We start from the raw sequence: 13,320 nt of genomic DNA on the forward strand, positions 1-13,320 counted from the left end.
TCTGGTCAATTAATTCTGATTCTAAGTCATTTTTGAACAGTTCGCGGTAAGCATCTGCTGGCTACCCGCCCTGCCCTCCAAGCGCCAAATACTGAGCATGAGGCGTAACAATGTGCGATCGCTCTGATTGTGCGTTAACACGGTAACTTGACCAGCCATATTGTGCCGGATGAATTACCATTTTCGCTATGACTGGATTCATTTCAATGTATCGATAACAACACTACAAATATCGTTCACTCTCAACAAGGCATGAGCGATACCGGCCCTGTCAATTAAACGTCCGCCCAAAAAACAGATCTATTGAAGCGCTTACGATAATTTGATCAGTGGTAAAATCCAACGTATCCGAAACAGCCACTATCGCTCTTAGCTCCTCTGGAAAATCCTCAACTCCCCCATGCAAAGTTGGCATTAAAAAACGAAAATAGTCCCCCATCACAGTATTTCCGGTATACCCAATCGGATAATCTTCACTTGGGGTAGCACCTTCCACTGCATGAAAAACGTAGAATCCTTTTATTGACGGAATTGAATATTCAGATAGTTTTTTATCAAACTGCGATCTTTCTGATATTGAAAATTCTACTTCCTGACGCGATTGAGTAGACCGGTATCGACGGCACGAATATAAATCCAATACCGTTTGGCCTTTTTTATTCTCGGGATAACTCAAAAAACTTGAAGACTCCTCCCACATAAATTCATTTAACGCATCAAGTTTCGCTTCTAGATCCGAAATAGCCAACAATGCCGAAGGAAGACTACCGAAACAATTATTCACCATAACCGCTATCCTTCCATTTTTATCCATGGCGAACCACGTAATTATCTCTCCGAAACCAGGTTGCCAATTTTTACTTAGCGACATCACTTTTTCTCCGGCCAAGTGGCACTGCAGTTTGCGCAGGTATCAATAATCGCATTCTTAGTGATCCCACCTTCATCTCTAACGGTACGTGGGCGCAACGCATTCGTAAACTTCACGCCAGCCGGATTAACACCCAACCTCACTAATTTGTCAACCGCAGAGACTTCAGCACATGCACCAGCCGCGTTTCGGCATAGGCTTGTAATCTCCCCAACCTTAACACCTAGCTGGGTCTCTATATATTTAACGGTACGCGCATCCAGCATGTCCGCACTAATATTACCGTTACTGCTCCCTACCGCTATTTTTCCAGACACAGGATCATAAGCACTGATCATAGTTGCCACTTTTGAAGCTTGGGTGTTACTAGGGATTGCATTGATAGCATCCAATAATTCCTGCGTTGCACGCTCATAAAATTTGTCATTCGCAGGAACATGAAGCACCGTTCGATCAAATAGACCGACCGTTTCATCTGTAAGTCTTGAGTATTGACCGGTTTCGGAAATCAACCCTGCTGTAGGTGTACCAGGCAGCTTTGTACCTGGTAGCCCCGCCCCAGCAACCCCCAAGGCGCCCGTAACAATATTTCCAGCCGCATTCCAGAGATCGCCGTTGAGTGCCTGATTCGTGCCAAACCCGATCTGCAATACGCCGTCCGCCGCAGCGGCCAGACGAATGCCCGCTCCCAGTGAGCCAGTCAACCCGTAAATCGCCGGATTGCCTAAATTGGATAGCCCCTGTTGCTCATTGTTGATACGCAAGAATCCTTGTGCATCCTTGTAAACCAGTTCGTTCTCACTCTGAGGTCTTGTCCAATACAGTTGCTCGAACCATCCCCCAAGCTGGCTGCGTAGCGCATCCGCATAAGCATTTTTGGCGTCGCTCGTACCTGCAAACGGATAAATCCCACCATTGTCCGGGCCATTGGCAAGCAGTTTCAAAACCAATTTGTCAGCGAAATCCTTGCCATGCCGAATCGCCATGTCAGCTGCGTAAACATTAAGGTATGCATTTAGCTCGGACAGTTCCGAGGTTGTCAGTGACGTTTTATCCAGTCGATATTTCGCAAGTAAATTGTCAGCGCGCTGATCAGCACCTTCGAGCGTTACTAATTGTCTGGCTGAATCAAGACTCCCTGTTTCTTTGAAAATTTCCCGTGCACGGTCGCGCTTGGCTTCGGCATGTTCACCAAGAAAATTGTACTGTGTAGCGTTTGCTGCGACTGTCGCGGCAGTACCGATATCCCCCCCTGATAAGGTGGCCCCCAAGACACCTACGATTTGTGAGATTGCTAGAATATTGGCTTGAGCCTGAATATATTCTGCAGACCCCTTTGCATAATTGGACGGTAGAAGTTGCTCACCCAACAGGCCAATCAACACCTCGTTAGCGCCCCCTGCTATTGCCCCGGTACGGAAGTCGCCACCCATGGCTTCGGCCAGCAAGCCACCCAAACCTGCGTGAAGCGCGATCTTCGCAAGACTGCCATCAGCAAGATCCAGATCGCCAATTTTTCCAGCACCGATTGCCCCACCAATACTCGCAGCTGTTCCCGCCGCTGAGTTCAACAGATTGTCCTGGAAACTTCCGCCGTAGACTGCGGTTTTGATCACTGCATCGGCGCTGATTTTGATTGCGATGGTTTGCAGACTTTTCGGGTCTAGGCCCACTGCACCTGCATCGAACTTCAGCCCTTGAGTAACACCCGCTGTCACAGCGGCTACGAGATAACTCTTGATGGCATCTTTCGAGGTCACATCTTTGAGTACTGCTCCCAAACTACCTCGGTTATCAATGGTGCTGACTGTTAACTTCGTTGCACCAGTCACAGCGACCGCCTGCAACATAGTGTTCATCCCAGCCATCATTGGCCCCATTACAGCTGCCAATGCGATCGCGATGATCATCTGCGATGCCGGACCAAGACCCGAATTCTCGTACTTGAAGGATTCGTGAATCTCTTTAACGAGCTGCCAATCAACATCCCCCCGCGCCTCGGCGTCTTTCAACCACGCCAACTGCGGATCGGCCTTGACCATGGTGTCGATGGTCTGGCTGACGGATTGCTGGTTTACATCCTTGATGTCGATTTTCAGGCCATCTACGGCCTTGATCACGATGTTGCCCTTGGCAATCATTTGGGTCTGGCGCAAGGTTTCGTCGGTATTACCACGGCCTTTAGAGGAGACCCACGCGGCACTGTTGTTGGTCTTGGTATGGCTCTCATCATGCAGATCCTTCACCCCTTCAAAGGTGATGGAGCCGCCGCTGTCGAGAACGATGTCCTTGCCGCTGTCGAGCTTGGCCACTTGATAGAGCTGGTCACCCTTGCTGACGAGCGAAAGGTTGCCACCGGTCTTGATCTCGCTACCCACGTGGGTGACCTGGGTGACTTCGTCGCGCTTGAGTTTCAGGCTGCCGAAGCCGCCCTTCTCTTTCATGTCATAGAGGGTGTAGTCCTTGTTCTGCGCGGCCAGCAGGTTCAAATCATTGCCGGCGTAGACGTAGGCTTCATTGCCTGCGCTGATCTTGCTTGCGACCAGCGTGGTGTCGCGTCCGGAACTGGTTTTCACGTCGCCGCCCGCGATGAACTCGGCGGCTTTCTGGACGGTGTGGTTGTCTTCTTCGTGGACGCGTTTCTTGCCATCCTTGCTATGGGTTTCGACATTGTTTTCGTCGCCGGCCGAGGACATGTAAATGTCGCGCTTGGCGTCAACGTTGAGGTTACCTTTGGCTTCGGCGGTGCTGGCGACGACGTTGATGTCGCGGCCGGCATCGAGCTTCAGATTGCCGCCGCTTTTCACCGTCGACGCAAGGTTTTCCACGGTGGTGGTGACGACCGACCGATGGCCGCCATTGAACACTTCGTGCAGTTCGTTTTCGTTGCGCGTCGCCAGCAGGTTGATGTCGCGGGCTGCGCTCAGGCTGGCGTCGCCGCCGCTGCTGATGGATGACGAGTTGACCAGATCCTGGCCGGACTTGATGGTCAGACTGTCGCGCGCGGTGATGTTGCCGCCGTCATCGACCAGCGTGCGCATCCCGTTGCCGTCACGCACAGCGACAGCGGTTCGATCGTTGACGATGTCGCCCATGAGGCTGGTGAGGCTGACCTGATTGCCGCGAATCTCGCCGGCCAAGGCATTGCGAATGCTGTCGGTGGCCATGAGCGTGATGCGCTCATTGGCTTCGACCAGACCGCCCTGATAGAGGCTGCCCTTGACGTCGACGGAGACGTCTTTGCTGGCGCTCAAGGTTCCGACGTTGACCAGGTCATTGCCGGCGAGCAGTTCCAGATCGCGGCCCTGAATCAGGCTGCCGCCGCGCACGTTGCGCGATTCGGCCTGTGCAAGATAGAGCACCGGCACCAGCACTTTCTGGCCGTCGACGATGCGTTCTTCCATCCAGACGATGTCGTGGGTCAGTGCGGCAACCTGCGCGGAGGTCAGGCTGACGCCGACCGACAGGTTCAGTTCGTTCTTGCTGGCGAGCGCGTTATCCATCAGATAACGGAATTGCTCGTAGTCGTTTTCCAGGCCGCCAGCGAGGAAACGCTGGCCGGTCTGGGCCATGACCGCGTCGCTGATCAAGCGCGATTCGTAGCGACCGTCGCCGAGGCGACGAGCTGCTTCATCTGTGCTGAAGTTGAGTTTGCCGAGCAGGTAGTCGGAACTCATGAACGCCGCGGTCTGGGTGAGCTCCGGGTTGGTTTCGATCAGGTAACGGCTCTGCGGATTCGTGCTCTGCACGAACATGCCATATGGGCCTTTCGGCAGACGGAACGTCGAGGAAGCCGTCGGATCGACCGCCGCAAAAGGTACACCCTTAAAGTCGACCGGGACGAAGCTGATCTGCTTCACGCCGTCGGCATCGACACGTTCGATGCGGGTTACATTTTTCGCTGCCTGGGTGCTGGCGTCAGTGCTGTGCTTACCCAGATTGATGTTGATACCACCGACCATGGAGGTCTGATCGCTGGACAATGACCCGGTCAGTTGCCCATAGGTGTTTTCGTACAGCGTACCGTTCTGAATGCTGTTGGTGACATCCAGTTTGACTTTGCCACCAGCCTGAAGCACCGCCGAGTAGACGTTGTTGCCGTTTTCATTCCAGGTGGTGACGTCGCTGGTCTGAGCGAATCGGGAGTCGCTGGAGCGACTGACCAATTCTTCGAAACGTGCCTCGTCGAAATTGCCTGCCGCTGTGGCGGCATTGAACGCCGGGATGTCCATGAACTCCATCTGATCCCAGAGGCTGTTATCGATGTGTCCCGGCGTGCCGATCTGCACCACCCGATGGCCCGAGCGCGAGACCGCGCCCTGATTCAACAGGCTGTCGGCAGTCACCGTCAGGTCGCCGTTGGCCGCCAGCAGGCTATAGCGGTTTTCCACTTGATTGGCGTGGATGTTGAAGTTTTTTCCGGCGACGAATCGTGCCGCGCGCGAGTCCTTGAGGACTTGATCGTTGAAGTCAGTGGTAATGGTGATATAGCCGCGTTTCCAGCCGTCATGGCCACCGCAATGCTGGCCGCACACCCAGCTCAAGCTGCCAGATGATTGCCCCGAGGTCATCTCGAATTCTGCCTTGGCGTTTTCCACCGAGACAGCATTGATGTCGATATCACCCTCACCTTCGACGGTGCCCGACAGGTTGCTGAACAACGCGGCACGACCGCCGCCCACAGCGTCGAAGCTCAGGTTGCCGCGGCTGTAGATGTCACCGTAGAAATTGTTGAGGCTGTTGCCGTGCAGCTTCATCGTGCCGCCGCTGAACAGCAGGGTGTCGGCGTCGTTGTAGATGCCGTTGGCAGCGGTGAACTCAAGATTGCCTTGAGCACCGAGGGTGCCTTTGTTGTTGATGCGTGCTGCCGTCACCGTGAGGTTCTGGTTGGCGATCAGACGACCGAGGTTGTCGAGCGTGCCGCGCAGGGTCAGTGCGGTATCGCCCCCGCTGACCAGTCGCCCGTCCTGTTGAATCAAGTCGTTGGCGCTGATGGTGAGCTTCTTTTGCGCCGATACCCGACCACTGTTGAGCAGATTGCCCGTCAGGGTCAGCGTCAGATCGCCGTCGCTGAGCAGTTGTCCGGCGTTGGTCAGGTTGGCGACTTGAAGGCTCATTGCCGAAGCACTGGCGATGCGGTCACTGGCATTGAGGTTCAGATCCTGAGCGCTGGTGTAGGTCAGGCCGCCGTTGAGTTGCCAGGTGCCGACACCATTGACCGAACCGACATCCCACACGCCTTTGCCCAGTCCGGTGAGGCTGCCCTGGGTGCCGGTCAGATTGCTCAGATCCAGATCGAAGACACCCTGCGCGGCGTGACGCACGCTGCCGCTGAGGTTATTGAGTTGGCCGCCGGCGAGTGTCAGATCCTGGCTGCCGATCTCTATAACGCCGCTCTGGTTGTTCAGGTTGCCGGTCAGTTTGATCTGACTGGAGGCGCCGCCGAGTGCGCGAATCTGGCCGCCGGCACTGTTGTTCAACTGGCCGCTGGCGAGTTGCAGATGGGTCGCCGATTCGATCAGGCCACCCTGGTTGAGAATCTGGCTGACCGCTTCGAGCGCCAATCGATTGCCGCTGATCTCGCCGCCGGTGTTGTCCAGACTGTCGCCAACGAATACCAACTGATCCTTGGCGAACATCTTGCCGGCCCGGTTGGTCAGGCGAGTGACGGTCAATTTCAGATCACCCAACAGGCTGGAGATCAATCCGGCCTTGCCGTTAACCGCGCTGTTATCGAGGTCGGCGCTGGTGATCTCCAATGTGGAGGCTTGCAGCGTGCCGCCCTGGTTCTGAAGGGTTCCGCTACCCAGAGTCAGTTCGGCATGACTGCCATTGGCGAAGATCACGCCTTGCTGGTTCAGCAGGGTTTTGCCGGTAATTTTCAGGCCATCACTGCCCGCGATGATCTGGCCGGCAGCGTTGTTGTTGACCGAGATGCTGGTGATGTCCAGTCGCTTGCCGCGCAGGGTGCCGCCACGGTTATCCAGCTCGGTGAGCTGATCGAGCAGCAGACGCTGTTCAGCGGCATCGACCACGCCAGTGACGTTGCTGAAGACACCACTGATTTTCAGTGCGACATCACCGCCGTTGCCGACAATGCCACCCTTGTCATTGTTGTTCAGTTGCGTGGCAGTCACGTCGATGGCTTGGCCAAGCAGGACGCCGGCGCTGTTGTCGACGGCATCACTTTCGATGTGCAGGTCGGCATCGCTCTGGATCCGGCCTTTGACGTTGAGCAGTTGCGACTGGCCAGGAGCAGCTCGTTTGAGGATCAACCGCGCACCGTCAACACCTGCTGCCAACAGACCGTTATCGCTGTTATCGAGGCTGGCCGCGTGCAGGTCCAGACCATCACTGATCATGCGCCCGCCACGGTTGTCGACGTGGCCGTTTTCAGCCATCACCAGCAATTGCTGTGCGGCGACGACACCGCCACGGTTATCGAGCGAAGCGGCATGAATAGCCACATCACCCTGGCTGGCTTGCAACCGACCCAACGCGTTGTTCAGGTGCTGCTGGACCATCAGCGTAAGCTTGCCGCTTTGCGCGCTGAGGGTGCCGTCGTTGTTGCCGGTGAGGTTGGCCAGTTGCGCGTCAACTACGCCGCCCAGCAATTTGCCGGCCGAGTTCTGCAAATCGCGAGCGGTAACGTTCAGGCGATCATTGCCCTGAATCAGCCCCTGACTGTTGTCCAGGTCTTCGCTGGTGACCACGCTGTCATCGGACGAAAGGGTGCCTTGGGTATTGTCGAGTGTGCCGCGACTGTTCACTTCGAGGGTTTGGCCGATCAGGCTGGCATTACGATTATTGATGCTCTGAGCCGCGACGGTCAGGCGACCCGATGCCTGAATTTTGCCGTCGTGGTTATCCAGATCCTGCTCCAGTGTCAGCTCGGCAGCACCGTTTTCAGCACTGACGACACCTTTTTCGCTGTTATCCAGTCGTGCGGCAGTGACCAGAATCCGGTCAGCCGCGAGCGTTCCGCCGTGGTTGAGCAATTCGCCGCCGGACACCGCCAGCGTGGTTTTCGCCTGGATTTTGCCTTGTGCGTTGTCCAGCCGCTCTCGGCCGACAACCTTGGCATCACTCTGACTGGCGCCGATCAGGCCACGGGTGTTGTCAACTTGCCGGGCATCGATATCCAGGCGTCCGGCAACGATTTTGCCGTCAGCGTTCTGCACATCCCAGGCATTGAGCTTGAGACTGCCGCCAGCGATTTCGATACGGCCCAGACGGTTGTCGAGGCTGTCGACCGACAGCGTCGCAGCCTGACCATCGGCAAAGCGGATCAGGCCCTTGAGATTGACGATGGCCGGCGCGCTGAGTGCCAGACGGGTTTCACCATAAATACGCGCGTTGACGCCCTGATTGACCAGCCGGGCAGCGCTCACCGTGACGTTTTTCGCCTGGACGATGCCATTCTGGTTATCCAATACACCGGTGGCCGCAGCGCTCAGGGAACGACTGGCCAACAGGCTGCCAGTGTTGGTCACCGCAGCACCATTGACGGTCAGATCACCTGTGGTATTGCGAGTGTTGTCGGCGTTCACCCCGGCTTCGATCACACCACTGTTGGTCAGTTTGCCGCCGCTGCTCAGGCGCACAGAATCGCGGGCGACAAGGCTTTGGCGGTTGACCAGTTGTTCAGCGGTCTGCACCGCCAGTTGCGTTCCAGCATAAACCGGCCCTTGGGCATCAAGACCTTTGGACTTGATATCAATGGCACTGCTGGCAGTGACTTTGGCCATGCTCAACTGACCGTTGGCATCGATCTGGATGTCACCGGCGCTGGCGGCAAGATCGCCCGCCAGCTTCACACCTACACCCTGCTCCGTGCCCACCAGTTTGATCGCTCCGGCATACATGCCACCGAGCGCAGAAGAGTCGATGGCCAGTTGCGGCTTGGCGCTGCCATCGTCAGCCCGCGCGGTGGCGTTGAGAGTGTCGGCATTGACGTCATTGCGGCCGGTGGTGATGTTCAGGCGTTTGGCATGAATCTGCGCATTGATCCGCGCACTGCGGGTGATGATTTCAAAGCTGTCGACGTTGCTCGCATCCAGACCGGTGCCGTCGATGGACACACTGCCCTGATCCACCTGAAAACGATCCAGTCGACCGTTATCAAGCACCGGTTTGCCGGTGGTCAGGGTCACCCGCGGCGTGTTGATGAACCCACAGCCGTTGCAGCTGATGCCGTAAGGGTTGGCGACGATGACACGCGCCGACTGCCCTGCCACTTCGGTGTAACCGCGCAGTTGACTCGGGCTGCCACCGTTGACTTCGTTGAGGATGGTTTGTGCGGCAGCCCCACGCAAATTCGGGTTGCCTAGAATGATGCCGCCCATTTGCGTCAGTTGTGTGCGCGCCGTGGCGTTGTTGAGGATGACGCCTTCAGCACCGACGTTGTAATCATGAAACTGGTTGTGCGACAGCCCCGTCGCATTGGGCGCGGCGATATTGACGATGGGCACGCCGTTGCCGGCACGATCAAGGGTTGTGCCAGGCGCGTTGACTACGATCCCATCCGCCTGCGCCCAGATCGGTTGCCAGAACATGACGTTTGCCAACAGGAACGCGAGGCCGCGCTTGGGCATGCCCAGAAAGCGTTCGTGGTGTTTTACGGCAGCAGAAGGCTGACCGGCCAGGTAGGCCAATTGACGGATGTCCATGTCAGAATCTCGGGGCGGGCGAAAATTAAAGGAAAAAATCCAGGCGGAAATAGATCGGTGCTTCACGCTCGGTCAGCACATCGGGGCGTTCCAGCGAGTGCGCAAACGTCACGCTGGCGGCGACGTGCTCGCCACGGGCGAACAGTTCCAGCGAGTTGCTCGACATGCGCCCGTGCTGATTACCGTTGTAGCGATCGCCGCGGATCACGCCCTGGTCATAACCCAGACTGGTGCCGTATTCAGCGAACACCGGGCGCAACCATTCGGCGGTCACCGGACGTGCCCAGCGCAAATCGTTACGCCAGTAACCGCCGCTGTCGCCCGACAAGGATTGATCCTTGTAACCACGGATCGACGACGAGCCGCCAAGGCTAGTGCGCTGGGAGCTGAACAGCACGTCTTCGCTGCGCTGGCCGGTCATCAGGCTGCTGAAGGTTAAGGACTCGCCCCACACTTTGAAGGGTTGCAAGTAGCTCAGGGTGGCGGTGTATTTGCGGTAACGTGCATTCGGTTCGCCGGGGCCTGGATCGTGGCTGCCCTGCGCATCGAACGCGCCGATGCCTTCCTGCATGCCGGCGTCGAAGTTGACGAACGCACTGCCGACACGGCGGCCGTGGTTGAAGCCGAACTGCGCTTCGCTGATGCGGTTGCTGCTCAGCTTGAGCTTGCTGTCTTCGATGTAGGCGTTGGTGCGCAGGTAGGACAAACCGGCGTTGAGCGAGGTCTTGCTGACGGCGTCGCGGTGGATCACTCGCTCGGCGCGGATCTGATGGTTCTCGCTGTCACCGGTCTGTTTGAAGTTGTAGCCGTTGGCGGCGATCTGCGAGCGGTATTCGCTCTGGCTGTAGGTGTAACTGAAGTTCCACCAGCCCCATGGCAGGTTGTAATTGAGCACGGCGTTTCTGGAGGTGTGCTGGTGATCGGTCATCGCATCGTGACCGCCGCGCAGGCTCAACTGATCGGCCAGGCCCAACGGGCTGTCCCAGTCGAACGTCGTGCCCCACTGCTGTTCGCCGGTGCTGCGCTGGCCGTCGTTATTGCGCGACAGCCCGACACGCCAGGGTTTCTGCGGGGTGTTGGTCACCAGCACCGTGCTGCCACCCACGTTCTTGCCTGGCGCCAGTTCCATTTTTGCCTGATTGGACGGCAGGCGATTGAGCTGATCGACCATCTGCTCGATCTCGCGCAGGTTGACCAGTTCGCCCGACTTGCCGGGGAATGCCATGGCCAGTTCGCGCTCCGACAGCTTGCTGTTCTCGGCGCCCTTCATGCCTTCGAGCTTGCCTTCGACCACCAGCACCTTCAGATGGCCGCCGGACAGATCCTGCTGCGGCAGGTACGCGCGGCTGGTGACCAGACCTTTCTCAATGTAGTGGTCGGTGATGACTTTGAGCAGCTCGTTGAGCTGTGGCACACCGAGGCATTCGCCGATGTAGGGGTTGAGTAGGCGTGCCTTGTCGCGCTCGGACAGGCTGTCGGCGCCCTTGAGTTCGACATCCTTGATCGGGAAACAACGGGTGTCGGTGGGCGCTGCGGGTTGGGCAGGTTTGGCGTCCTTGCCGGGCAGATCCTTGAGTTCTTCGAGACGCCGCTGCTGCTCTTCGAGCAGACGGTTCTGGCGGTCGCGGATCAGGTCGGTTTCACCGGGTGTGGGGGCAGCAAAAGCGGTTTGGAGCGCGGACAGGCACAGCAAAGCTACGCACAACCTCGCCGCGAGGGCGGGTGGGTACATGTTCGATCCCTCGAAACGGAGAGTGATATCAAAATAATGGCGCGATGTTATATCGCCATCATTTTGACGTCAAACATAAGTCGAAACAATTTTTCGGAGCTTGTCGCCGATCTGTCGGATTCGATAATCGAGCACTTGCGTACAAGTCCCCCTTGAGCTTTACGCCGATAGTGAACGCTGCCATCACGGCATCCATTCGCCACGTAAGGAGTTCCCATGAGCACATTCACCACGCAAGACGGCACCGCGATCTATTACAAGGACTGGGGCAGCGGCAAGCCCGTGCTGTTCAGCCACGGCTGGCCGCTGGATGCCGACATGTGGGAATACCAGATGGAATACCTGAGCAGCCGCGGCTACCGCACCATCGCCTTCGACCGCCGCGGTTTTGGCCGCTCGGATCAGCCATGGACCGGTTACGACTACGACACCTTCGCCGATGACATCGCGCAATTGATCAATCACCTCGATCTGCGTGAAGTCACGCTGGTGGGCTTCTCCATGGGCGGTGGCGATGTCAGCCGCTACATCGCCCGTCACGGTAGCGAGCGTGTTGCCGGCCTGGTGCTGCTGGGCGCGGTGACGCCGCTGTTCGGCCAGAAAGCCGATTTCCCGCAAGGCGTCGACAAGTCGGTATTTGACGGTATCAAGGCGGGCCTGCTGCATGACCGCGCGCAGTTCATCGCCGATTTCGCCGCACCGTTCTATGGCACCAATCAAGGTCAGAACGTCTCTGACGGCGTGCTCACGCAAACCCTGAATGTCGCCCTGCTGGCCTCGCTCAAAGGCACCTTGGATTGCGTCACAGCGTTCTCGGAAACCGACTTCCGCCCAGACATGGCCAAGATCGATGTACCGACCTTGGTGATCCATGGCGACGGTGATCAGATCGTGCCATTCGACATCACCGGTAAACAGTCTGCCGCGCAAATCAAGGGTGCCGAACTGAAGGTCTACAAGGGTGCGCCGCATGGATTTGCGGTGACTCATGCGCAAGCGTTGAACGAGGATCTGTTGGCGTTCCTGGGCCGCTGAGTGCCGGACCGCCTGCTTTTCGCCGAGGCGTAAAAAAGCCCGCCAGACTTTTGCCTAGCGGGCTTTCAGTTGATCAGCGAGCGCTGAGTTCGATCCACTGCGGCTCAGTCGCTTCCATCTGGCGTTTAGCGCGGTACGTCAACGCCGACATCACTATGAAACCAAGCAGTATCAGGACCGGATACGCCATCAACAATTCAGAAAGAGAGTACTTCCACGCCAGCGGACGTCCGACCCCCAGCATGGCGGCATACATCCAGGACACTGCCGAGAGCGAGCCGCAGAACAGTGCGAGCATTCTTGCGCTGAACCCGAGATGGAGCAGCGACCCAGCCTTCTGTAACGCTGGCAGCACCAGGCGATGCAACAAGACGCCGTTGTAGCTCAACATCACAACGATGATCACTTTGGCTTGCAGCTTTGGATTCATAAAGTAATCCATGCCTTTATCCAGATAATCGATACCGACGACCGCCGTACCGGTCAGCCACAAGCCTATGAGGGCAACCACCACCGACTTCTGCAGTTTCTCCATATGAGCATTGTCATGTTCAGAGGATATTTTTTGTTTTAACAGGTCACTCACCATCGCAACATCACTGGTCAACACAAGACCCATTGCCACACAACACGCCACCAAATGAACATATATGACACCCAGGCGCAGAAACTCCATAAATTCTTTTTGCTCAAACAGGCTCATCATTGTATTTATTGTCACGCTCATGCTCTCCAACTTAATCAACTGCTCAGATCAGCCACAAAACAGACTAAATTCTGCCAATAGTTTTCTAACTTCGCTCACAACAGACCCATCGAATCGCCGGTATTAATTACCTGTTGATTCAACTGACACACCCACAAAACACCAACTATTACGCCCTGAATTTCAGATAAAAAAATCCTCATTTGCACTGAATGCACATGAGGTTCGGAGTCCACTTCTTTTCTGCGATTGCCGCGGCCGCCAAGGGTGACGTCCTGAACAATCTGAGGTTCATAATGCTTGAATG

General features: G+C 56.6%; 5 protein-coding genes. 1 reads left to right on the forward strand and 4 read right to left on the reverse strand.

Annotated features, from left to right (window positions below; all coding sequences use genetic code 11):
• Window positions 1-271 precede the first annotated feature (271 nt).
• Genes ACIOU6_RS05900 through ACIOU6_RS05910 form a run of 3 tightly spaced genes read right to left on the reverse strand, consistent with a single transcriptional unit; the run spans window position 272 to window position 11,272 of the window.
• Complete coding sequence (locus ACIOU6_RS05900) at window positions 272-871, reverse strand: hypothetical protein (RefSeq protein WP_221732718.1); 600 nt, start codon at window positions 869-871, stop codon at window positions 272-274.
• Complete coding sequence (locus ACIOU6_RS05905) at window positions 871-9,540, reverse strand: DUF637 domain-containing protein (protein WP_401134594.1); 8,670 nt, start codon at window positions 9,538-9,540, stop codon at window positions 871-873. Before ACIOU6_RS05905 ends, ACIOU6_RS05900 begins: the two co-directional genes overlap by 1 nt.
• 25 nt (window positions 9,541-9,565) lie before the next feature.
• Window positions 9,566-11,272: a ShlB/FhaC/HecB family hemolysin secretion/activation protein gene (locus ACIOU6_RS05910; RefSeq protein WP_401134596.1), complete on the reverse strand. Its 1,707-nt coding sequence runs from the start codon at window positions 11,270-11,272 to the stop codon at window positions 9,566-9,568.
• 216 nt (window positions 11,273-11,488) lie between these two features.
• Between ACIOU6_RS05910 and ACIOU6_RS05915 the strand changes: the two genes are divergently transcribed.
• Window positions 11,489-12,307, forward strand: a complete 819-nt coding sequence (locus ACIOU6_RS05915) for an alpha/beta fold hydrolase (protein WP_221732720.1) — start codon at window positions 11,489-11,491, stop codon at window positions 12,305-12,307.
• Window positions 12,308-12,380: 73 nt separating this feature from the next.
• On the opposite strand, the gene ACIOU6_RS05920 is transcribed toward ACIOU6_RS05915, so the two are convergent.
• Window positions 12,381-13,028, reverse strand: coding sequence for a hypothetical protein (locus ACIOU6_RS05920; protein WP_221732769.1), 648 nt, complete (start codon window positions 13,026-13,028; stop codon window positions 12,381-12,383).
• Window positions 13,029-13,320: the final 292 nt, after the last annotated feature.

It is taken from the genome of Pseudomonas sp. NPDC087615 (genome assembly GCF_044743445.1).
Lineage (GTDB): Bacteria > Pseudomonadota > Gammaproteobacteria > Pseudomonadales > Pseudomonadaceae > Aquipseudomonas > Aquipseudomonas baetica_A.